At 69.2% G+C, this 23023-nt stretch carries 19 protein-coding genes; 11 read left to right on the top strand and 8 right to left on the bottom strand.

Annotated features, from left to right (window positions below):
- Positions 1–121: 121 nt before the first annotated feature.
- Positions 122–1642: a hypothetical protein gene (locus OHA88_RS08645; protein ID WP_328624961.1), complete on the bottom strand. Its 1521-nt coding sequence runs from the start codon at positions 1640–1642 to the stop codon at positions 122–124.
- Positions 1643–1740: 98 nt separating this feature from the next.
- On the opposite strand from OHA88_RS08645, the gene OHA88_RS08640 reads away from it, so the two are divergent.
- From OHA88_RS08640 to OHA88_RS08625, 4 genes are all read left to right on the top strand, one after another.
- A complete protein-coding gene (locus tag OHA88_RS08640) occupies positions 1741–2808 on the top strand; it encodes a hypothetical protein (protein ID WP_328624960.1) in 1068 nt (355 codons plus the stop codon).
- 166 nt (positions 2809–2974) lie between these two features.
- Positions 2975–3289 carry a TetR family transcriptional regulator C-terminal domain-containing protein gene (locus OHA88_RS08635; protein WP_328624959.1) on the top strand — a complete coding sequence of 105 codons (315 nt, stop codon included), beginning with the start codon at positions 2975–2977 and terminating at the stop codon, positions 3287–3289.
- 408 nt (positions 3290–3697) lie between these two features.
- Entirely contained in the window at positions 3698–5362 is a 1665-nt protein-coding gene (abc-f, locus tag OHA88_RS08630; RefSeq protein ID WP_328624958.1) for a ribosomal protection-like ABC-F family protein, read from the top strand.
- Positions 5363–5544: 182 nt separating this feature from the next.
- The gene (locus OHA88_RS08625) at positions 5545–7161 is read left to right on the top strand and encodes an ABC-F family ATP-binding cassette domain-containing protein (RefSeq protein ID WP_328624957.1); all 1617 of its coding nucleotides are present in this window, start codon (positions 5545–5547) and stop codon (positions 7159–7161) included.
- A 541-nt stretch (positions 7162–7702) separates the two neighbouring features.
- On the opposite strand, the gene OHA88_RS08620 is transcribed toward OHA88_RS08625, so the two are convergent.
- Entirely contained in the window at positions 7703–8176 is a 474-nt protein-coding gene (locus OHA88_RS08620) for a winged helix-turn-helix transcriptional regulator (protein ID WP_328629625.1), read from the bottom strand.
- 496 nt (positions 8177–8672) lie between these two features.
- Here OHA88_RS08620 and OHA88_RS08615 point away from each other — a divergent pair, with 496 nt between their 5' ends.
- The gene (locus tag OHA88_RS08615) at positions 8673–9842 is read left to right on the top strand and encodes a thiolase family protein (protein WP_328624956.1); all 1170 of its coding nucleotides are present in this window, start codon (positions 8673–8675) and stop codon (positions 9840–9842) included.
- A gap of 139 nt (positions 9843–9981) precedes the next feature.
- Here the strand turns inward: OHA88_RS08615 and OHA88_RS08610 are convergent, their stop codons facing one another.
- Positions 9982–10173: a hypothetical protein gene (locus OHA88_RS08610; RefSeq protein WP_328624955.1), complete on the bottom strand. Its 192-nt coding sequence runs from the start codon at positions 10171–10173 to the stop codon at positions 9982–9984.
- Positions 10174–10403: 230 nt separating this feature from the next.
- Between OHA88_RS08610 and OHA88_RS08605 the strand changes: the two genes are divergently transcribed.
- A complete protein-coding gene (locus OHA88_RS08605) occupies positions 10404–11012 on the top strand; it encodes a DJ-1/PfpI family protein (RefSeq protein WP_328624954.1) in 609 nt (202 codons plus the stop codon).
- An 85-nt stretch (positions 11013–11097) separates the two neighbouring features.
- On the opposite strand, the gene OHA88_RS08600 is transcribed toward OHA88_RS08605, so the two are convergent.
- Together OHA88_RS08600 and OHA88_RS08595 are read right to left on the bottom strand one after the other, a co-directional pair.
- A complete protein-coding gene (locus tag OHA88_RS08600) occupies positions 11098–12114 on the bottom strand; it encodes a hypothetical protein (RefSeq protein ID WP_328624953.1) in 1017 nt (338 codons plus the stop codon).
- Between the two features lie 392 nt (positions 12115–12506).
- Positions 12507–12917 carry a DUF4395 domain-containing protein gene (locus OHA88_RS08595; protein ID WP_328624952.1) on the bottom strand — a complete coding sequence of 137 codons (411 nt, stop codon included), beginning with the start codon at positions 12915–12917 and terminating at the stop codon, positions 12507–12509.
- 217 nt (positions 12918–13134) lie between these two features.
- On the opposite strand from OHA88_RS08595, the gene OHA88_RS08590 reads away from it, so the two are divergent.
- Positions 13135–13569, top strand: coding sequence for a TlpA family protein disulfide reductase (locus tag OHA88_RS08590; protein ID WP_328629624.1), 435 nt, complete (start codon positions 13135–13137; stop codon positions 13567–13569).
- A 284-nt stretch (positions 13570–13853) separates the two neighbouring features.
- Here OHA88_RS08590 and OHA88_RS08585 read toward each other — a convergent pair whose 3' ends face one another.
- Entirely contained in the window at positions 13854–14291 is a 438-nt protein-coding gene (locus OHA88_RS08585) for a helix-turn-helix transcriptional regulator (protein ID WP_328624951.1), read from the bottom strand.
- A gap of 410 nt (positions 14292–14701) precedes the next feature.
- Here OHA88_RS08585 and OHA88_RS08580 point away from each other — a divergent pair, with 410 nt between their 5' ends.
- On the top strand, positions 14702–15691 hold the full coding sequence (locus OHA88_RS08580) for a D-cysteine desulfhydrase family protein (protein WP_328624950.1): 990 nt from the start codon (positions 14702–14704) through the stop codon (positions 15689–15691).
- An 83-nt stretch (positions 15692–15774) separates the two neighbouring features.
- Here the strand turns inward: OHA88_RS08580 and OHA88_RS08575 are convergent, their stop codons facing one another.
- Positions 15775–16407, bottom strand: coding sequence for an Imm21 family immunity protein (locus OHA88_RS08575; RefSeq protein ID WP_328624949.1), 633 nt, complete (start codon positions 16405–16407; stop codon positions 15775–15777).
- 307 nt (positions 16408–16714) lie between these two features.
- On the opposite strand from OHA88_RS08575, the gene OHA88_RS08570 reads away from it, so the two are divergent.
- From OHA88_RS08570 to OHA88_RS08560, 3 genes are all read left to right on the top strand, one after another.
- Positions 16715–17338, top strand: a complete 624-nt coding sequence (locus tag OHA88_RS08570; RefSeq protein WP_328624948.1) for an RNA polymerase sigma factor — start codon at positions 16715–16717, stop codon at positions 17336–17338.
- A gap of 2 nt (positions 17339–17340) precedes the next feature.
- Complete coding sequence (locus OHA88_RS08565; protein ID WP_328624947.1) at positions 17341–18432, top strand: CU044_5270 family protein; 1092 nt, start codon at positions 17341–17343, stop codon at positions 18430–18432.
- Positions 18433–18665: 233 nt separating this feature from the next.
- Positions 18666–20447: an FUSC family protein gene (locus OHA88_RS08560; protein ID WP_328624946.1), complete on the top strand. Its 1782-nt coding sequence runs from the start codon at positions 18666–18668 to the stop codon at positions 20445–20447.
- Between the two features lie 34 nt (positions 20448–20481).
- On the opposite strand, the gene OHA88_RS08555 is transcribed toward OHA88_RS08560, so the two are convergent.
- Positions 20482–22815, bottom strand: a complete 2334-nt coding sequence (locus OHA88_RS08555; RefSeq protein ID WP_328624945.1) for an FdhF/YdeP family oxidoreductase — start codon at positions 22813–22815, stop codon at positions 20482–20484.
- Positions 22816–23023 lie beyond the last annotated feature (208 nt).

Below are 23023 nucleotides of genomic sequence, written 5' to 3'. Positions count from 1 at the left end.
GGCCCGTGCACCTGCGAATCGGCCCACGGCCGAGGCGGCCGTGCGCACGTACGTACCCGCCGCACCCCCACCCCGCAGACCAGCAACGACGCGCCACAGATCGCCAACTGCGGCTGTCGTGTCAGTGGGACCGCTTCCGGCGCCACGCGGCCAGGGCTGCGGCGAAGGCGAGTACGGCGAGGGTTATCGCCGCTGCCAGGTAGTGGCCGGGAGTGGCCCAGGAGGGGCCCGGCCAGACTTGCACGGCCACCTTGGCGGTGTCGTTGGCGGCCGTGGTGTCATGGCTGGTACGCCCGGCGTCGCCGTCGGAGACGGTGACTCGCCCAGCGTGGTGGGCGACGTTCTTGTCGATGCGGAGGGTGAAGGGGAAAGTTGTCGTGGTTCCCACCGCTCCGGCCCGCGCCGTACACACGTACCGACGTGCGCTCGGCTGTCTCGCGGACGGGATGGTCCATGGCGTGCCGTCCGGGGCGAGGGCGAGGCAGTCCTGGTCGACCAGTTCCTCATCGGCTTCGGGATCGTAGGGGGAGGACACGACCGTGGTGCCCGGCGGCACCGTGAACTCGACCCGCACCGTGGCGGGCAGCGCACCGGGGCCGTCGTTGCGCACGCCGACGTGCACGGTGGCGCGGCTGCCGATCGGGCCCTTGGCGGTGTCGGCGACGGCGACCAGATCGGCCTCGTTGCGCACCGACACCTTCAGTTCCGACGAGCTTTCGTGAGCCGTACCCGCACCCGCACCCGCACCCCGGGCGTCGACGGGCACCAGGCGGAGCACGGATCCTTCGCCGGGTTTGTACTGCGACGCCAGCGGGTCCGGGGGTACGTAGTCGGTCCCGAGGGCGGCGGCCTGGAACACGACGGTCGGGTGCGTGGCGTCACGGTCGGCCCTGAGGACTTCTCGCGTGCCGAGGCGGTAGGATGCGCCCGGGGGGATGACGACATCGGCGGCCGGCAGACGGCACCACGTCGATGTGCCGCCCTTGTAACGGCAGTTGCTGTGCGTGGCGGTCGACGCGAGGCCGTCTCGCGTGTCCATGAAGAGCGAGACTCCGCGGGCGGGCACGTCGCCGGTGTTGCGGATGGTCAGCGCGACGGCGAGGCTGCCGCCCGGGTCGACGTCGAGGCGATCGGGATGCGCGTCGACCTCCAGCTTCGGCATGCCGATCATGATGCGGGTGCTTCCCGTGACGGTGGGCCGGCCGGGCGCGGTCACCCGATAGCGCAGCACCGCCGAGTCACCCGCCTTGGTGCCCTTCGCGGGACTCACGCGGAAGGACCCTCCTCCGGCGGGGGTCCCGTTCTGCCCCTCGCAGTGGAAGACCGGCAGATGGATGGGACAGGTGTCCATCGTCTGTTTGACGACCGCGATGCCCCTCAGGTCGCCGGCGTCGAAGGTGACCGTGGCATCGGCCGCCTCGACGTGCAGCTCGGGGGTCTCGGCGGTGCTGTGGGGGTCGTGCGGGACGTAGAGGACCGATGGCGCGACAAGCTCGGGCCCGGAAGACGGCGCGCAGCCGACGAGGCCCGCCGGCAACGCGGCCAGGAGAAGGATCGGCCCGACGGCCGTACGGAACAGCGCAATTGGGGCGGCGGATCCCTGTCGTCCCACCGCGCGACGGCACTTGGTTCCCTCAGGCATGTCCACCGGATCACCCTGCCAGGAGGACATCACGTCCGTGCATCGGTACCGGTTGGAAGGGCAGTTGAGCGGTGGACGCCTGTGCGAGGATACCGGGCGTGATCGGATATGTGGCGAGTTTCCTGCTCGGCCTGGGGGTGGGCGGGCTCTACCCGATGTTGCGCCGGCGCCGAGCCGCCGCAGTGGAACTGCCCGCAGCGGTAGCAGTGGAACTGCCCGCAGCGGTACAGGAGTCGGTCACCGTCTTCGGGGAGGAGATGTCCGCCTTGGAGTTCGATGCCAACGGCCCGGACGCCACCCCGGCCGTTCTGGAGGAGTACCGAGCGGCGTTGGCGGCGTACGACCGGGCCAGTGCGGCGCGTACGGAACCCGACGCGCTGACCGCCTTGCGCGACGGCCGTGCCGCCGTGATCCGTCTCGACGCCCGGCGGCATGGCAGGCCGGTCCCGATCGACGCCCTCCCGCCGGCCGCCGACCCCGGCCGCCCGCGACCGCTCACCGGCACCGGAGAGCGCTATGTGTCCACCGGTTACGGCAACGGCAAGACCGAGGTGCTCATCGACCGCCCCGAGCCCGGCCGTCCTGCCCTGGTGGAGGCCGATGTCACCGGCGAGGGAAGCTTCTACCTCCAGACCATGACGCGCACCGAGCATCGGACCGACACCGGCGACCATCTGATCATGGCCATCGACGACTACCACGGCCGTCGCTACCTGTCCGACGACGCCACCCACCTGCGCGTCACCACCAAATACGGCGACGCCGACTACCGTTGGTCGATCCGCGTCGCCCCGCTGTCGGCCGCGACCGCGCTCGCTCCCGAACACCGCGGCCACGGTGACGAGGTGCTCCACTACAACGGCGGTCCGGCGGTGCTCACCGTCCAGTTCCAGACCGACGACTTGTGGGAGGTCGGTTACGTGTGCCAGTGCCTGCGGTCCAGTTTTCACTGTGATTGCCCCCCACCCGCATGGCCCAAGAGCACCCCCGGTGACGACTGGAGCGATGACGTGTTCGGCCAGGGCGACGGGCGCCGTACGCTGCGTCTGCCCCGCCCCGGCTTCCTGATCGTCCAGGACAAGGGGGGCTGCGGCTCCTGGTACCTGACCACCCAGCCGGTGGACATCCCGCCGCCGTCCCCGCGCAGGCGCGGGCGGCGCCGCTGACCCGGCACGGCCATAGCGACGCAGTCGGCGTCCGCCCCGGCGCCGGCACCGTCGGAGAAGCCGCAAGGCCCTGGAGCGCTACGACGAAGGCCCGAGCGCCTACCTGACCCGGGCGCTGGAAGAGCCGACCGCACTCGGCGTCGCGACCACCGTCCTGACCGGCACCGTGCGCACCACCACGCGGCCGGCCCAACCCCACGGGTGCCTGGGCGTCCAGGGCGCTCTGGTCACCGGCGCCTCCAGCAGCAGCGTCCGCGACCTCCTCGCCACCTGGCGCAACGACGGCTGCAACCGCCTCCGTGAGCGGTTCCAGCAAGCCGTCGACGAGGGCGACCTGCCCCCCACGACCGACGCGGGACTACTGGGCCGGTACGTCAGCACCCTGGCCTTCGGCATCGCCGTGCAGGCCGCAAGCGGTATCGGTCGCGACGAACTCCAGAGCATGGCCGACGCCGCCCTGGAAGCCTGGCCACCCTTCTAGCTGGGCGGGCTTGGCGACCGACGCCGGGGTCCGCTGGGCGTCGACCGGGGCTGGGGTAACGTGGTCGATGCCATGCGCCGGACGGTCGAGGAGTACCCGTCCGGGACCGCTGGTGCAGTCTCGCGTCAGCGAGCACACACCCCGGGCACCCTCCGCGCGGCAACGGTTACCACGACCGGAAATCCGGAGGGCGTGGGGCCGGTGCCTGCTGCTATGGTCGATTGACCAGAAGCGGTAGCAGACAGGGAGAGACACATGGTGGGTGACGACGACATCTCCGGGTGATACCGGAAGTGTTCAGCCATGGACAGGAGCGCCGAGGCGCCGCCGTGGCTATTTCGTCGTTTCATAACCACCTTCTCTTGTGGGTGACGCCATGGGCGTTCCCCTGTCACACGAGGTCTTCACATGCCCGACGCCTTTGTCGTCTGCTCGAACCTTTCCTTTTCCTGGCCCGATGACCAGCAGGTCTTCCAAGATCTTTCGTTCACTGTCGGCGGCGGTCGCACCGGCCTGGTCGCACCGAACGGCGCCGGGAAGAGCACCCTGCTCAAGCTGATCGCCGGCGAGTACAAGCCCAGCCGGGGAAGCGTGTCCACCGAAGGGGTGCTCGGCTACCTCCCCCAGAGCCTGCCGCTGGTCGGCGATCTGACCGTGTCAGAGGTCCTGGGCGTCGCTCAGAAGATCAAGGCCCTGGACGCTATCGAGTCCGGGGACACGAGCGAAGAACACTTCACCACCATCGGTGACGACTGGGACATCGAGGAGCGCACCCATGCTCAGCTGGATCGGCTCGGGCTGGGTCAGATCGAGCTCACCCGGCACCTGCATAGCCTCAGCGGTGGCCAGGTCATCTCGCTGGGCCTCGCGGCGCAGTTGCTGAAGCGGCCCGACGTCCTGCTCCTCGACGAACCGACCAACAACCTTGACATCGACGCACGGCGCAAGCTGTATGACGCGCTGGAAGAGTGGCGCGGCTGCCTGCTGCTGGTCAGTCACGACCGCGCGCTGCTCGACCGCATGGACCGCATCGCGGAACTCGACCGAGGCCAAGTGCGTTTCTACGGGGGCAACTTCACCGAGTACGAGGCAGCCGTGAGCGCCGCCCGGGAGGTCGCCGAGAAGAACATCCGCAGCGCCGAGCAGGACCTCAAGCGGGAGAAGCGGGAACTGCAGCAGGCCCGCGAGCGGGCCGAGCGCCGGGCCGGCAACGCGGCCCGCAACCTCAAGAACGCCGGTCTGCCGAAGATCTTCGCCGGGAACATGAAGCGCGGCGCCCAGGAGGCGGCGGGCAAGTCACATCAGACCCATTCGTCGCGGGTCAGCGATGCCAAGGACCGGCTCGACGACGCCGGCCGCGCGCTGCGGGACGAGCAGAAGATCACCCTGGAGCTTCCGGACACCAACCTTCCGGCCGGGCGTACCGTCTTCCTGGGCGAGCAGTTGCAGTTCCACTACGGCGAGAAGGCACTGTTCGCCGACGCGGGCACGGACCTGACGATCCGGGGTCCCGAGCGAATCGCACTGACCGGTCCCAACGGGGCCGGCAAGTCCACCCTGCTGCGCATGATCAAAGGCGATCTGGAACCGGACAGCGGCTCAACCAAGCGCGCCGACGGCCGTGTGGCCTACCTGTCGCAGCGCCTGGACCTGCTGGCTCTGGACCGCACGGTGGCCGAGAACCTGGCTTCGTTCGCGCCGGCCATGCCGGAGGCGGACCGGATGAATCTGCTCGCCCGCTTCCTGTTCCGGGGCACTCGTGTGCACCTCCCGGTCGGGGTGCTGTCCGGCGGCGAGCGGCTGCGGGCCACCCTGGCCTGTGTCCTGTACGCCGAACCGGCCCCGCAGCTCCTGCTGTTGGACGAGCCGACCAACAACCTCGACCTCGTCAGCGTCGGGCAACTGGAGAGCGCGCTCAACGCCTTCCAGGGCGCCTTCGTGGTGGTCAGCCATGACGAGCGGTTCCTCACGGAGATCAAGGTGGACCGCTGGCTGCGGCTCGCCGACGGGCGGCTGCTGCAGACGGCGGCGCCGGAGATGGCTTCCGGGCACCAGGACGGCTCAGGCCGGTAGGGCGGACCCGCCCCTCACCCGGGCGGGCAATCCCCGTCCCTCGCGCCAGGCCGAACTCGTCCCTCACGCGACGGGACCGGCCTCGCCCCTCGCGCTCGGGCGGGCCGCGTCCGCCCGGGCTTCGCCACTCGCGTCCGCGGCTCCGACCCCGGGCGCGACCACCCACCCCGTTTGGTGCTCGTATGCCTCAAGCTGCTCTGCTCGCCCACGATCTCGTCCGCACGCTCGGCACCCGCCGGGTACTCGACGGCTTCTCCCTCACCGCGGCACCCGGCCACCGGATCGGATTGATCGGCGAGAACGGCGCTGGAAAGTCCACCCTGCTGCGGCTGCTCGCCGGCGAGGACACACCCGACGCCGGCACCGTCGTCCGCCCGGCCGACCTCGGCTTTCTACCGCAGGAGATGCCGTTCGACGCCGCCTCGACCATCTCCGATGTGCTCGATCACGCCCTGCGGGAAGTCCGCGAGGAACTCTCCGGACTCGACGGGATCACCGCCGCGCTCGCCGGGACACCGCAGGACTCACCCGGCCACGCCGCCCTGCTGGTCGAGTACGGCGTGCGGCTCGACCGGGCGCAGGAAAGTGGGGTTTGGGACGCCGACCGGCGCGCCGCGATCGTCCTCGCCGGACTCGGCCTGGGCTCCATCCCGTACGACCGGACTCTCGGGGCCCTTTCCGGCGGGCAGCGCAGCCGGCTCGCGCTCGCCGCGTTGCTGACGCGGCGGCCCGCCGCGCTCTTGCTCGACGAGCCCACCAACCATCTGGACGACGGCGCAGCGGCCTTCCTGGAGGAGCAGTTGCGCGGCCTGCCGGGGACCGTGCTGCTGGCGAGCCACGACCGGGCGTTCCTCGACGCCGTCTGCACCGACCTGATCGACCTCGACCCGTCCACTGAGGGACCCACCCGGTACGGCGGCAACTACACCGCCTACCAGGGGCTCAAACGCGCCCAGCGGGAACGCTGGCAGCAGCGCTTCGCTCAGGAAGAGGAGGAACTCGCCGAACTGCGCCGCGCCGCCGCCACGACCGCGCAGCGGGTCGCACCGGGACGGACCAGAAGCGACAACGAGAAGATGGGCTACGGCCACACGACCGGCCGGGTGCAGAACCAGATTGCACGACGGGTCCGCAGCGCCGCCCGCAGACTCGACGACCTGGAGCGCAACCACGTCAGCCGGCCACCCGAGCCACTGCGGTTCCACGCCCCCTCCCTTGCGGCCGCTTCCGATGACGGCATCCTTGTGTCGCTACGGGACATCCAGGTGACCGACCGTCTCTCCATCGACCGCCTCGACGTGCTGTCCGCCGACCGGCTGCTGGTCACCGGGCCGAACGGGGCGGGCAAGTCGACCCTGCTCGGTGTGTTGGCCGGACGACTTGACGCGGGCGGCGAGGTGCAGCAACGCAGCGGGCTCACGGTCGGCCTGCTGACCCAGGACACTGCGTTCGGCCGGCCGGACCGTACCGTCCGAGAGACGTATGAGCTGTCGCTCGGCGCCGAGCGCGCCGAGTCCGTACCGCTTGACTCACTCAGCCTGTTCAACACGCACACCCTGGAGCAGAGGGTCGGGGAGGTGTCGGTCGGCCAGCGCCGCCGGCTCGCCCTGGCGCTGCTGCTGGCGCACCCGCCCGAGCTCCTGCTGCTCGACGAGCCCACCAACCACCTCTCGCCCCTGCTCTGCGACGAATTGCAGGAGGCCCTTGGCACCAGTCCTGGTGCCGTGGTGGTCGCCAGCCACGACCGGTGGTTGCGCTCCCGCTGGCCGGGCCGTGAGTTCCGGCTCCGTGCGTGGTGAGGCGACGAAAACGAGTGAGAATCCGACACATTCAATGCGACAGGACACCGCTGACCCGCCGCGTCTCGGTTCGGGCCACGTTCGATGCCAAGATCGTGAGATTGTGCCGCGAAGATGAGATCCCACAGCACCTGTAGGGTCTCGCGGCACTTGTCATGGAGCGTGCGCTGCACAGCAAGTTCGGCATTTGTCTGAGGGCACGTTCCCGCGCGTGTGTCTCAGCTCCAAGGGCATTTCCTCGGCGCAGCGTCAGACCCGTGCTGGAAGATGGGCGACGTGCTGCCCCGCGTCTACCGCGTCACCAAGTACGACTCAGCCGACCACGACAAGCACGGCCACTACACCGGCACCGAGGACACCGTCAGCGATCACGGGGAGAGCGAGGCGCCCAATCCTCAGGCGGTCGAGGCGTTCGCCGCGGGGCCGGCATCGACCGCCGGTCCGTCCGCGAGCCGGAGGTTCCTTTCCTCGTGCTCGTCGGTCGAGCGGCCCCTGAACCACTTTGGGCTGGACGGACTCTTCCGGACGATCACCGCACGGTCTACGGGGCTTGCACCGGGCCGGACCGGTCCCAGCCGGGGGTCAGCTCCTCCCGGCGGATGTCCTCGGCGTGGATCTGCTCGCCGCAGGTCTCGCAGACCGTGTGGGTGACGAGTTCGTGGTCCCGGTGACGGATCCGGCTGGGCGGCGCGGTGACGGCCCAGCGGTCGCCCCAGCCGATGAGCTCGCGGGTGATGCCTCCGAGATCGCGCCCTGCTTCCGTCAGGTAGTAGCCGCTGTAGCGTGCGTCGTCCGGCAGCGGGCGCCGTTCGAGGATGCCGCTCTCCACCAGCGCCTTCAGGCGCGCCGCCAGGCGGTCCGTGGGGGCGCCGGTGTTCCTGGCGATCTGCCGGAACCGGTGGTTGCCGAGCATGACCTCGCGGATCGCCGGCAGGGCCCATCGGTCGCCGATGATCTGCAGGGCGGCGGTGAGCGAGCAGGGGCGTCCGGTCATGTCCTGGGGATCGATGCGCATGGTCACGGCCCCAGTATCGCCCAGGCAGGGTTTGATTTTCAAATCACCCCGTGCTTGGCTTGCTTCCTGACTACGCTGCTTCGATTTTCAAAGCGCTCTCGACGATCGCTGCAGTCGTCCTGGTGGCCGTCTTCATGACCAACCTGCCGGTCTGACCCTGGGCGCCCTGGTGGTCACCGTGTGCACGCCCTGCCGGGGCGCCGTGCGGCGACCGGGTCGGCGCCGGTCAACTCCGTCCGCCAGGCCTCGGGACTCTGACGGGCGTCTCCTGGCCGACGATTTTCCCTTCGTTCGGCGGTAGTTGGGGCCGTGCCGACGTTCGGACTCGACGGGCTTCGGGAGGTCGGGGAGTCAGGAGGATGCGTCGGCATGACGCCGGGCCCGGGGTGGTTTGATTTTCCAAGTCATCGAGTTATAGTGAGTTTGACTTTCCTACTCATTGGTAATCGCGACGGGCGGCCCGCCCGTCGCCCCGGTGGCCAAGGAGGCCCGCACCATGCGTGACGCAGTCATCGTCGAAGCCGTACGCACGCCGATAGGCAAGGGCAAGCCCAATGGCGCCCTCGCGCACGTCCACCCCGTGGAGCTCCTCGCCCACACCCTGCGCACCCTCGTCGAGCGCTCCGGCGTCGATCCCGCCCTCATCGACGACGTCATCGGCGGCACCGTCGACCAGGTCGGCGAGCAGGCCATGAACACCACTCGGTACGCCGTGCTGTCGGCGGGCTTCCCCGAGACGGTCCCGGCGACCACGGTGGACCGCCAGTGCGGCTCCTCCCAGCAGGCGGTGCACTTCGCCGCGCAGGGCGTTATCTCGGGTGCGTACGACCTGGTCGTCGCCTGTGGCGTCGAGTCGATGAGCCGTGTGCCGATGTGGTCGAACGTGCCCGCCGGCAAGGACCCCTTCGGCCCCGGAGTCGCCGAGCGCTACCCCGAGGGTCTCGTCCCGCAGGGCATCAGCGCCGAACTCATCGCCGCCAAGTGGTCCATCGCGCGCGAGCGGATGGACGCCTTCGCCGTCTCCTCGCACCACAAGGCGGCCGCCGCCTGGGACGCCGGCCTGTTCGACGCGGAGACCGCGCCCCTGGCGGGCGTCACCCGCGACGAGTGCGTACGGCCCGGCAGCACCCCGGAGATCCTGGCCGGCCTCAAGCCCGCCTACTACGAGCCCGGCTTCGGTGAGCGCTTCCCGCAGATCGAGTGGAACGTCACCGCGGGCAACGCCAGCCCCATCAACGACGGCGCCTCGGCTGTCCTGATCACCTCCAGCGAGACGGCGGCCCGCCTCGGCCTGCGCCCCCTCGCCCGCCTGCACAGCTTCGCCGTCACCGGCTCCGACCCGCTGCTGATGCTCACCGGCGTCATCCCGGCGACCGAGAAGGTGCTGCGCAGGGCGAACCTGAGCCTCGACGACATCGACCTGTTCGAGGTCAACGAGGCCTTCTCCAGCGTGGTCCTGGCCTGGCAGCAGGAGACCGGCGCCGACCTCGCCAAGGTCAACGTGCACGGCGGCGCGATCGCCATCGGCCACCCCCTCGGCGCGAGCGGCACCCGCCTGACGACCACCCTGGTCCACGCGATGCGCGAGCGCGGCGCCCGTTACGCCCTGCAGACGATGTGCGAGGCGGGCGGACTCGCCAACGCGATGGTGGTGGAGGCGGTCTGACGAGACGTCCGAGTGCGGGCTGCCCGTCCGGTGGACCGACGGGGTGATCTTGAGTCCGCCAGGTCGGCCGCACCGACATGGCCGTGACGGGCGGACTCTGTCAGTTCTCCGCTCCCGAGCATTGGCGAGGGCGGCCAGGTCATGCCGCGCGACGGCGAGGTGCGTCGACGGGATCGGCCGCACGCGACTGGACCACGAGGAGGTCCTCGGGGGACAGTTCCCTGCCGTCCTCGGCGGTGAGCGTGATCGGTTGGGGTTGCTTTCCCGTGCGGGCGTCGATGACGCGATTGATGGGCTCGTCGTCGAGCACCGCCCGGATGGGCGCTCTCATGCAGCGGGGGATGCAGAAACGCTCCCGCACCGAGCTCGACTTCGGTGCGGCGGTGGGTGAGCTGTGAACGTATGACTTCCTTGCGCGGCCATCGTTGTTCCTTGCTCTACGTGGTGTAGCACCGGCTCTGGGAGAGCGGCGGTAGACATGCCACCAGCCGCTGATTGGCTCTCGCGCCGGAACGGCGCACCGGGGGAGACTGCTTCGATGCCGTGTTTGAAGGAGTTGTGATGCAGGTAGCTGTGGTTACCTTCGACGGGTTCAACGAGCTCGACAGTTTCATCGCTTCCGCGCTGATCAACCGGTGCCGTAAGGACGGCTTGGAAGCCTTCATTACGACGCCGACACCAGTGGTCACGTCGATGAACGGCGTCGAGGTGACCGGGCAGCGCCCGATGGAGTTCGTGACCGAAGCCGAGGTTGTGCTGATCGGTAGCGGGGTGAAGGCGCGAGACGTGGTCGCCGACGACCGGCTGATCTCCAAGCTGCTGCTCGACCCGTCGCGACAGCTGATCGGTGCGCAGTGCTCCGGCGCGCTGGTGCTCGCCCGGCTCGGGTTGCTCGATAACATGCCGGCTTGCACGGACAGGAAGAGCCGGCCCTTTGTCGAAGCCTGCGACGTCACCGTGCTGGACGCGCCGTTCCACGCCGAGGGGAACATCGCCACGGCGGGCGGTTGCCTGGCGTCCCAGTATCTCGCCACGTGGGTCATCGCCCGACTCCTCGGAGATAACGCCGCGCGCGACGTGATCGACTACGTGGCTCCGGTCGGCGAAAATCAGGAGACTGTCGAGCGCGCCATGGGCGCCGTCCACGCGGGCGAGGTTGCACTGCGCTGACGCCTCGCGATCAGCATTTTTTCGGGATCGCCTGCAGCCCTTCCCGAGCGCATTGAGGCTGCGGCTCGACTACTCGCACCCGGTTTCAGGGACGGCTCGCGTCCATAAGGGCCCAGACGTAGTACCACTCGCTCTCGCGCTGCTTGCGGCGGCCGTTCTCGAACCTCGATTGGATGGCCGGCCAGATCCCGGCCGCACTCACCCCAAGAGCCGAGACGGCCCACGTGAGGTACTCGCCCTGGACTGCCACCAGAGCGGCTGTGCTGGTGCAGAGGACGGCTCCGGTGGTGGCCATGGCCTTGGTGCGCGCGGCCTGGTCCATCCTCCTTTGGACGGCGCGGACCTGACTGCGGATCTCGCTCTCCAGTTTGGCGAGCTGAACCTGGGACTGCACCGATTCCAAGGCGTCATCCATCTCTAGTAGCGCGCCCCTCAAGAAGCTCCGGAAATCCTCGTAGGAATTGAACTCTTCGACGGTGATTTTTCCGAAGTCGCGCAGGGAAACCCCTTCCAGGTAGGGGATGCCCATGGTGAGGATGGGGCGAACCACCTTGCTTTTCAGGGGAGTGGCTCCCGAGGCGTCGATGGCCCGGCCGTTCGCGACGAGATAGTCGAGCGCGTCGAGGCGACGGTAGTGCGTGACCACCTGACCCATGCGCGGGTCCACCACGTTGCTATTCGCATAAGGCGGCAAATACCAGACCAGGCCGGACCGCATCAGAGGCTCAGCCTCTAGGATCCACCGACCTAAACCCTGTACATCCGGACACTTCATTCCGTAGTGCACCCGCGCGACGTCCCCGTCCAAGTCGGCGTCCACGCTCGAGAGGTAAGAACCCAGATTCAGGAAATCCCCGTGATAGTCATGCGACAACATGAGGGTGTCGGACACCAGGACTCCACGTCGCGCCACGTCGGAGAAGCTGGCTGTGTCGATGTTCAGCCCCACGTGGAACCTGCTTCCGTCCTTTTTCTTCGCCTCCAGCGCCGGGACGCGTCCTCTGAAGAACATCGCACGAGCGTATTCCCTGGCCACGAACTCAAGGTCGGTGCGCTGCTCGTTGGGAAGTTCGCGGAAGAACCGCTCCTGTCGCCGCGCCACCTGCTTGTTCCCGCGGATTGCCTGGCGCCCTCGTGGTCGTAGCCTCATGTGCCCATGGTCCACAGGAGAGTGGGACGAGTCGAGGGGTTCCTGCGTCGCCGTCTCGGCGCGCAGGTTGCTGGACCGTAGCTCGTCCGTACTCGGCGAAGGCCTGTCCCCAGGACGTGGGGTACCCCTCGCGCGGCCGAGCAATCCGCAGCAGGTCGTTCACTCGGATCTGCCCGGTCGTCACCAGGGCCTCCGCCGACGGGCGTCTGTAGCGGCTGCCGACAGCGAGCCCGCTCAGCCGAGCGTGCGACCGCGCCGACCGAGGCGATGGGGCAGCCGATTCCGGGATTCGCTGACACATAGGCACCGCATCAGCGGCACTGGATGCTCTGGAAGGTATGTGCTCAGGCGCTTCGGAAGCGGCGGATGATCAGGTACATCTCGCAACCGAGGCAGTAGCCGAAGGCCGCGTTGAGAAATGCCGCAGCAAGGGCGAGCGCGGTCGCGGCCAGGCCGAGCCAGTCGGCGCCGACGAGGTAGCCGACGGTGCCGACCAGGCCGAAGCTGAAGCCCACGCCCTGGGCGAAGCGGGGCGGACGGGCATCCTCCAGCTCGCGCGGCGGGGCGAGTCCGGGCCGAATTGCAACCCGATACAGCCAACCGTACGGGGAGTACTGCAGGCCGGTGAAAACACCGAGCGCGAAGATCGCGGTCTGCACGGCCAGCAGGGCGCCGCTGCCGGTGATCAGTACTGCGCAGAGGACAAGTGTGGTGAGCGCGGCAGCAAAGCGGGTGCCTCGCGGGTCGATCTGCATGAGGGGGACTCCGGGACAAGGGGAGGACGGCGATCGGGTCGGCGCAGGTGTCAGCGACAGCGGCAGGCCGTGACCCGGCAGAGGTCGACCACACGACGAGTGGTCAGCCGCAGCGGCCGGAGAGCGGAGTCCATGGCCGTCATGGTAGCGGCGCGATACCGAGCGGTCGATGGCCAGTTGGGGCTCGGGGTTCGAGGCGGTGGTGCAGACTGGTCGTATGACCGGGTTGGTGGTGTGTGTCGCGGTGCTCGTTCTGGCGAGCATCTTCGGGGTGGTGCAGGCGGCGCGCAGCGGCAGGCTCCGGTTGCGGCCCACGGATGGTGTGGTGCGCCTGTCGGCGGCGGAGATCGGAACCGAGCTGGGGGAGCGGGTGACGCTGCTTCAGTTCTCCACCGCTGTCTGCCAGCCATGCCGGGCGACGCGGCGAATGCTGGCCGAGGTTGCCGGGGCGGTGCCGGGAGCGGCGCATGTGGAGATCGACGCGGAGGCCCGGCTGGAGCTGGTGAGACGGCTGGAGATTCTGCGCACGCCGACCGTGTTGGTCCTCGACCCGACCGGCCGCGTTGTCGGCAGGGCGTCCGGGCAGCCCAGGCGTGCGGACGTGATCGCGGCCATCGGTAAGGCAACCGGGGACTCCGTCGCCCCATCGTGATCAAGCAGCTCACCTGAGTCCACTGACCGGCCCGTCGGCTTCGACCTCGCGAACAGCTGGACGTGGGACCGGCTGGAACCGGCTCTGCCGTTGAGTGACGGGCGTTGCGGCGCCGGTGGCGTGATCACGGCAAGTGATCAACGGCGTCTTGCGCCGGGAGCGGACGAGTGTGTCATGGCGTGAGATCGTGCCGCCCTCTGCCGATCGATATCACCGCAGGCCGGCGGCCCGACTGCACCCCATTCATTCAAGCCCGTGATGGCGCAGCGGTCATCAACATCACGTTACGGGCGGGCCGTGTGCCTCGCTTCTCCGTCCCCGATCGGTTCTGCGTTCCTGATCGGTCGGGTGAAGATCTTGGCGATGCAGGCCGGGACGGCCGCGCCCTGTTCGTGCCGGCGTGCCCGGTACGCGCTCGGGCTCTCGCCCACCAGCTCGGTGAACCGCGAGCTGAACGACCCCAGCGACGTGCACCCGACCGCGAAGCAGACCTCCGTCACCGACAGGTCGCCGCGCCGCAGCAGGGCCTTGGCCCGCTCGATCCTGCGGGTCATCAGGTAGCTGTACGGCGTCTCCCCGAACGCGGCGCGGAAGCTGCGGGAGAAATGGCCGGGCGACATGTGGGCTGCGCGTGCCAGCGCGGGGACATCGAGCGGCTCCGCGTAGTCGCGGTCCATCATGTCGCGGGTCCGGCGGAGCCGAACCAGGTCCGGTAGCGTCACCGGACCAGCATCGCACGGCCGCCATGCGGTGCGGCGCCGTCGCGCTGGGACAGGGGCTACGTCACCCGGCGCGGGTGCAGGCCCGTCCGGCGGATCGCCCACGTCGCTGCACCGGACGCCCCGGGCCGATCCTCGAAGATCCGCCGGATCGTCGGCTCCCCCGCTCCGGGTTCTGAATGTTCGACGGAGGCTCGTTCGCCCTGCGGCCGGCTCGCTCTCGACTCCGGCGACTCGGCGCACAAGTGCGGTCGTCTCACATATGGCCTGGTGGCCGCGCTGCCGTGATCACTGCGTGCGTGAGCTGTAGCCACGTTCTGCGATGTCGAACACGTCCGACCTCGGCGCGGTTTCCGCCGTGGGAGCATGATCCGCGGACACCCGCACGGCAGCTCAGACGGAAAGCGGTGGCGATGACCTCGGACAGCCCTACCTCGCACCGAGCAGTGTTCGGGACCTGGCCAACCCCGCTCGAGCCCATGCCACGCCTCGCCCGGGCAATCGGCCTCGGCGCGGACGATCTGTGGGTCAAACGTGACGACCTCACCGGCCTGGGCGGCGGCGGCAACAAGGTGCGCAAACTCGAGTGGACCTGCGGTGCAGCGCTCGCCGATGGCGCCACGGCTCTCGTAACCACGGGTGCGCCACAGAGCAACCACGCGCGTCTGACCGCCGCTGCCGGCGCCCGGCTGGGGCTCGACGTCGTCCTCGTCCTAGCCGGCGAACCGGGATCGTCGACGTCCGGCAACCTCGCACTCGACGGTCTCTTCGGCGCCACGGTCGTGTGGGCCGGTGATGTCGACGACGCGGCGCTCGACTCCACTGCTGAGCATGTGGCAGAGCAGCTGCGGCAGCGGGGCGTCGTCCCGGCGCTGATCCCCTTCGGTGGTTCCAGCGTCCTGGGCGCTCGCGGTTACGCCGAGTGCGGGCGTGAACTCCTCGCCCAGGCCCCAGACCTGGCGACCGTCGTCGTCGCGGTCGGCTCCGGTGGAACCATGGCCGGCCTCCTCGATCCGCTCGGGTCCGCACGCGTGCTCGGCGTCCATTGCGGTGCCGTAACCGATCCTGCCCGGACCGTGTCCGAACTCGCCTCCGGCCTGACCGGCACACACTGCGCGCCGGAGACGCTGAGCCTGCGGCTCGATCAGGTCGGCGACGGCTACAGCACATTGACCGAAGCGGCCATGGCCGCCCTGACCCTGACCGCCCGCACCGAAGGCATCGTGCTCGACCCGATCTACACGGGACGTGCGATGGCCGGCCTGATCGCGGCGATCGAGGAAGGAGACGTGGTGCCCGGCCAACGCACGATCTTCCTGCACTCGGGCGGTATGCCGGGACTCTTCGGTCACGCCGCGACGCTCGCGAAACTGGAGGAGGCACTGACCTTCTCAAGTCCATAGACGACAGGTCACTCCTCGCCGTCCGGGGTGACCCGAATCGTCTCGTTCCCGAACCGCTTCGCCGACTCGCCCGTCAGCTGCGATCAGCCAGCGCTCCACTTCTCCGCGTTCCCGCCACCGGGATTCTCGGCAGGTGCCGGAAGCAGTTGGACCAGTCCGACCCAGGTGTCTTCGTCTCCGGAGATGTGGGCGGCGCGGACGTTCCAGAAGCCGGCCGGTACCGGAACGGGGGCCTGTTCCGGCAGCCCGCCCTCGTCGGGGTACTCGACACCCAGGTCGGCTCCGGCATCGGCGGAGTCCATCAGCACCGCCTGACCGTCCGTCCTCCAGGTGCCGCACCCCTCCCATGCCGTGCCGGGATCGACGAGGACGGCCTCGGCCGCGGCCAGCAGGTCGGACTCGGAGTCGGCGGCCAGCCGGCGAAGGAAGGCCCGGTGCTCCGGGAGATAGCAACTTCGAGCCGGCTCATCTGCCAGAACCAGTGCCTGCGCGCAGTCCTCGCCCATCACAATCACACCCGCCAGATCCTCGACCGCGCAGGCACGGTCGTAGTCGTCAGGGGTGCCCGCGTCACTGTTGACCATCCCGCCGGCCGTGCAGCCGCCCCACCGGGCCAGTGCAGAAACGGGTACGACCACCAGCGGGCCGCCCACCGACCCGACCCAGGCGAGTGGGCGACTGGCCGGACCCGGCATGTGAGGTGAGGAGATGGTCATGGTGGCAGTGTGCCTCCAGCCTCTGACCGTGCGAATCGGGGTGCGTGGAGCAGCTTCGGTGCCATCGAGCCACGGACCGGCCCGGCTTCGACGGCATCGGTGCAGAACGCCTGGGACGGGGCTTCGCCGATATATGAGCCGCGCGTTTTCGCTGATCAGCGGCCAACCGGTGAGGTAGAGGGTAGGTAAGCTCGACACCGACCCGGGTTCAGGACATTGGCCTGCCAGTCACCTGGTCGTGCGACTGTGACTCACGTCTCGGGAACCCCGTGCTCGAAATCGACAGCTGACTGATGTGACGACAACTATGCGAGCCCGTATTCGCGCAGGGGATCCGCAGGCCTTCGCGGAACTCTTCGACGAGTACGCGCGAATCCTCTACAACCACGCCTTTCGGCTGACCGCGGACTGGGCAGCGGCCGAGGACGTGGTGTCCGCGACGTTTATGGAGGCGTGGCGGGGCCATCAGCGGGTCGACGCCGACGGCGGCACCCTGCGCCCCTGGCTCCTGGGCATCGCCACCAACCTGGTCCGTGCCCAGTCGCGCAGCAACCGTCGCTTCAAGGCGGCCGCTCTCGCCGCCGCCCGAGCCGAGACCGCTGTGGCCGATCACGCCGACGAGGTCGCCGGCCGGATCGACGACCGCCGGCGCCTGGCCGCCACCGCCACCGCTCTGGCCGGGTTGCGGCGCGCCGAGCGCGAAGTGCTCAGCCTGTGCCTGTGGCAGGGCCTGGACTACGCCACCACTGCCCAGGTCCTGGGTGTGCCTGTGGGAACGGTCCGCTCCCGTCTCTCACGGGCCCGGACCAAGCTGCGCAAACTCGCGGATACGGAAATGCAGGCAGATTTCCGGGAACCCCAGCCTGTGGATCGACAGGTAAGAGGAGACCGCAACATCGCGGCCCGGCCCGTCCAGGAAGGAACCCGGTGAACATGAGCCAGTCCCGTCTTACGCCTGATGAATGGCAGGAGACCGCGCGTCTGGTCTCCCTCGACGAAGCCGACTTTCCCGCGGGCCGCCACGCCTTCCACAGGGAAGAACTGATGAACTTCATCGACCAGGACACCCAGTCGGCCGCCCCGGCCACCGCACCCGCTCCTACGGCGCCCGCGCGACGACGCGGGTTCATGCGGCCCCTGATCGTCATCCCGGCCGCCGCCTGCTCGCTGGCGGTGATCGCTGCCGGTGTGCTCACCCTCACCGGCTCCAGCAGTGGCAACAGGTCCCTCGTCGCGGGGCCGGCGCTCACTGCGCAGGTCGGTGCGGGAACCGCCCAGGGTGTCCCACAGCTGCTCAACCAGATCTCGCTGGCCGCGGCGAAGAAGCCTGCGCCCACCGTGCGTGCGGGGCAGTACATCTACATCGAGAGCCAGGTCGGCACCACCTACGAGAAGACGGTCGACGACAAGACCACGGTGGTCAGCGACGGGATCCACCGCCGGCAGGCCTGGCGCTCGACCGACGGTGCGAAGGGCTGGCTCATCGACCCGGCCGTCTTCCCGCCCGGCGGCGGGACCATCGACCACATCAACGAGAAGGGCGAGATCGAACCCGCGCGGCTGGGCGGCCCGTCCTACGACTATCTCGCCACCCTGACCACCGACCCCGACACGCTCCTGGCGAAGATCTACAAGGAGACCAAGGGACAGGGCAACAGTCCCGACCAGCAGGCCTTCACGACTATCGGGGACCTCCTCAACGAGTCCATGCCCCCCGCCGACCTCAACGTCGCCCTGTTCAAGACCGCGACCAAGATCCCCGGCGTGGTCCTGGTCAAGGACGCCGTGGACGCGGCCGGCCGCCACGGCGTGGCCGTTGCACGGCTCGACGAAACCTCCGGCGCCCGCACCGAGTGGATCTTCGACGCCAAGAGCTACACCTACCTGGGCGAGCGCACCATCCAGGTCCGTCCCCACGGCGGCGACTCCGGCAAGATCAAGCCCGGCACCATCCTCTACACCTCGGCCATCACCGCGCGACAGGCCGTCGACGAGATGAAGCAGGTTCCCTCCTCCGCCGCGTAGCACCGCGCCCGACGAGGGGTGTGCCTGCCTCACAGCTCGAGGCAGGCACACCCGCGGCGCCGACCGATCGCTCGACCCCGCCCGGGACCGCGCCAGATCTTCTCGGACGGTGACGAGGAGTGGGTCGGCGCATGCTGAGCGCCAACGTGCCACCGGTACGGAACCCTGGCGCACCGGTGGGTTCGGTGATCGATGACGCGCCCGGCGGCAGAAGCAGGTGATATATACCGCATATGCGCCGTTTCCGTCTTCTGCTCCCTGCTGTGATCAGGAGCGGTCGGCGGCCTTCGGCAGCCCGTGTGGGGCGCGCGCTCTCCCCGCGTGGCGCGCTCGCCCTGCAGAGCGTGGACGGTGCCCTTTCCTTCGCTCTGCGTGCCGCGCTGGCCATGGCGTTGCCGGCGCTGCCGATGGCACTGGCCGGTCGGGCCGATCAGGCTGTCTACGCCATGCTGGGCTCCTTCACCACCACGTTCGGCCGCAACCTGCCTTACGCGCGTCGTGCCCGTGTCCTCGCACTGGTCGCGGCAGCCATGACGGCGTGCGTGGGCTGCGGTTCGGCTCTCGCGGCGTGGGCCCATCCCCGGGACGGGGGAGCAGGTGCCGCAGTGGTGGTCGCGGCCATGGCCGTGGTGGCCGGCGCGGCGAAGTTCGCCTGTGACGCGGCACGTCTGAGCGGGCTGGGCGCGGTGTTGCTGCTCTTCTCGTTCGCCGTAGCGGCCAACGGTTCGCCGGCCCCGGCCGACATCCTTCCCCAGACCGCGCTGGCCGCATTGGGTTCGGCCGTGGCCTGGGTGCTGGCTGTGTCGGGCTGGTTCGTGCACCCGGATCGTCCGCAGCGTCTCGCCGTGGCCGCGGCGCTGCGCGAGCTCGCGGAGCTGTTGGAGGCGACCGGCGCAGGGGACGGAAGCGGGCTCGTCCGGCACCGGGCGACAGCTGCTGTTCTGCAGGCCTATCAGACACTTGGCGTCATGCCTCCGACAGCCGCCGAGTGGGGCGGCCGGGGCGGAACGTGCGTGCGTCTGACCGACCTCTCCTGGTCGCTGCTGATCGGTTCCGCCCGACGGCCACCCGATGACCCGACCGGCCTGGCGCAGCACCTGCGCGGTCAGGTTCGCCTGCTCGTCAGCCGTCGCCACCGCGTTCCGCAATTGCTGCCCGAGCTGTCGCGCCCGTCCGTGGTCGCCCAGGCCGGCATGGTCCCCGTGACCGGCCCCGAGCCGGTCCCGGCCGATCCCACCACCCCGCGCGCCGCCGAACTGCGCGCTGCGGAACTGGTGACGGGGCAGCGCCACGGCGCCCCGGGTCACGCGTCGATCCTGCTCATTCCCGCCCTGCGGATGGTCCTCGGCACCGGGCTGGCGGGAGGGACGGCCCTTCTTCTGGGCCTCGGCCACGGCTACTGGGCGGCGATCTCCGCCGCCGCGGTGCTGCACTCGATCAACGTCCGTACGGCGGCACAGCGCGCCGTCCAGCGCACCTTGGGCACAGTTGCCGGACTGATGCTCGCTCTCGGCGTGCTGGCGGCGCGCCCCGATCCCGTGGTGCTCGTCCTCGTGATCGTTCTTCTGGAGTTCATGCTGGAGTACGTCGTGGCCCGCAACTACGGTCTCGGCGTCGTCTTCCTCACGCCGCTGGCGCTACTGCTGAGCGACCTGGCCTCTCCCTCACCTGCCGGAGCCCTCGTCCAGGACCGGGCGCTGAGCAGCGTCCTCGGGATCGTCATCGGGCTGGGCTGTGCGCTCTTGGTGGTCCATGACCATGCCGCGGTCCGGGCAGAGCGCGCGTTGGCCGCATGCATGGAGGCGTCCGAGCGTGCGGAGCATACGTTGGACGACCGCTTGGAGCGGTCGTTCCCGATCGTTCAGACGCACCTGGCAGCAGCCGTGGTGGAGTTGCGTGAGGCCGACGACGCCGCGGCGGGCGAGCTCTGGCCGGCGGAGATCGATCCCACCGAATTCGCCGCCGCGGAGCAGCGTGCCTACCTCCTTCTGGAGCGCCTCGTCCGGTGGCGGTGATGCCACGTGGAGCTCCGCCCTGCGCGCTCCCCGCTCAGGCGGCGGGGCCGATGGTGACCTTGACGTGCTTCATGATCGGCTGGTCACTCTGGGTGCTGTAGTCGCTGAGCGCGCACAGCACGTTCATCTCGGGCATGTAGCCGGCCGCGCAGCCGCGGGGGATGTTGTAGGGGATGGCGAGGTAGCCGCTGAGGGACCGCTGACTGCCGTCCTTCGCGGTGCTCGTGATGTCGACCCGGCCGAGGTCGGCGATACCGCGCTCGCGCATGTCGCCTCGGTTCATGAAGACGAGCGTGCGCAGGTTCTTGATGCCGCGGTAGCGGTCGTTGTCGGAGTAGATGGTGGTGTTCCACTGGTCGTGGGACCGCATGGTGCCCAGGGCCAGGGTGCCGGGGGCGGGGACGACGTCGGGCAGGACGGCGGTGGAGAACTCGGCGCGTCCGGACGGGGTGAGGAAGACCAGTTCACGGGCGGGCTGCTTGATGCGGAAGCCGAGGGGCAGGCGCACGCGGCGGTTGAAGTCCTCGAAGCCGTCGAGGACTTGAGACATGGTGTCCCGGATGCGGTCGTAGTCCTCGATGTACCAGTCCCAGGGCGTCGTGCTGTCGGGCAGGGCGGCCCGGGCCATACCGGCGATGATGGCCGGCTCGGACAGCAGGTGCGAGGAGGCGGGGCGCTTCATCCCGATCGAGAGGTGGACCATGCTCATCGAGTCCTCGACGGACGTGCTCTGGATGCCCTTGCGCTGATGGTCCTTCTCGGTACGGCCGAGACACGGCAGGATGAGGGCCTGGCGGCCGTGGACGACATGGCTGCGGTTCAGCTTGGTGCTCACCTGGACGGTGAGGTCGCAGTTGCGCAGCGCCGCGTAGGTGTACGGGGTGTCGGGCGCCGCGAGGGCGAAGTTGCCGCCCATGCCGACGAACACCTTCACATCGCCGCTCTGCATCGCCTTGACCGTGTGGACGGTGTCCAGACCGTGCTCACGGGGCGGCTCGATGTCGCAGACCTCGGCGAGGCGGTCCAGGAACTCGTCGTCGGGGCGGTGGTCGATGCCGCAGGTGCGGTTGCCCTGGACGTTGCTGTGCCCTCGTACGGGGGAGGGGCCCGCGCCTTCCCGTCCCAGATTGCCGCGGAGCAGAAGCAGATTGACGATCTCCCGGACGGTGTCGACGCCGTGCTCGTGCTGGCTGATGCCCAGGCACCAGCTGACGATGCTTCGGTCGGCCTCGCCGTACACGTGCGCCGCCTTGAGGACGTCGGCGCGGCTCAGCCCGGACTGGCTCTCGATCTCCTCCCACGAGGTGGCCTCGCACAGCGCGCGGTATTCCTCGAAGCCGGCGGTGTGGCGGTCGATGAACTCCCGGTCCAGAGCCTTGGGGTCGGATTCGGACTGCTCCAGGATCGCCTTGGCCATGCCGCGCAGCAGGGCCATGTCGCCGCCGATGCGGGGCTGCAGGTTCAGCGTGCTGGTGCGGGTCGTCTTGAAGAGGGCCATGTCCGTGAAGTCGTGCGGGACGATGGTGCGTGTGGCCGCCGCCTCGACGAGCGGATTGATGTGCACGATCTGCGCGCCGCGGTGGTAGGCCTCGGCGAGGGCCGTGAGCATTCGGGGCGCGTTGGATGCGGCGTTGACTCCCAGGATGAACAGCGCGTCGGCGGTCTCCCAGTCCTGGAGGTCGACGGTCCCCTTGCCAGTGCCCAGGGACGCATAGAGTGCACGACCGCTGGCCTCGTGACACATGTTGGAGCAGTCCGGCAGGTTGTTCGTGCCCAGTTCACGGGCCATCAACTGGTAAAGGAAGGTGGCCTCGTTGCCGAGCCGGCCGGAGGTGTAGAACGATGCCTGATTCGGGTTGTCCAGCTCGCGCAGAGCACGGCCGACCACCTCGAACGCGTCCTTCCAGCTGATCGGGACGTAGTGGTCCGAATCGGGGTCGTAGACCATCGGTTCGGTCAACCGGCCCTGGTTCTCGAGGTCGTAGTCGCTCCACCCGGACAGCTCGGTCACCGAGTGGGCGGCGAAGAACTCGCGTCCGACCCGCTTGCTGGTCATCTCCCAGGTGACGTGCTTGATTCCGTTCTCGCAGATGTCCAGGTGCAGCCCCTTGGTGTCGTCCGGCCACGCGCATCCGGGGCAGTCGAACCCGGTGTTCTCATGGTTCATCCGCATGATCGCCCGTGGGCCGTCCACCAGCGCGCCCTCGCGTACCAGGAAACGGCTCACGCTCTTGGCTGCGCCCCAGCCCGCAGCGGGGTGGTGGTAAGGACGAAACTCCGGATTCCCCTCGGGGGTGGGTCCCACGTTGGGCTCCAGGCGTTCCTGCTCATCACTATTGGTACTCAAGACTCTCGGCCCTTCCACCATTTGGGCATGGGTGACAAAACGGCACTTTCGGGCAGGCTATGTCCGCTGATCAACGCACGCCACTCGACGTTCCTCCGACCGTGGTCACCCGATCGCGGCTCATCAGGGCCGGTGCTGGACGGCTCCCCGATCTGGACGCCGGTCCTCAACGGTGGCATCGTCCTGTTCACCCGTGGCGGCGACCTCGAGCTGCCCCTCGGCCAGGACG

Source organism: Streptomyces sp. NBC_00353, assembly GCF_036108815.1.
Lineage (GTDB): Bacteria > Actinomycetota > Actinomycetes > Streptomycetales > Streptomycetaceae > Streptomyces.
This window is presented reverse-complemented; position numbering and strand designations above follow the sequence as displayed.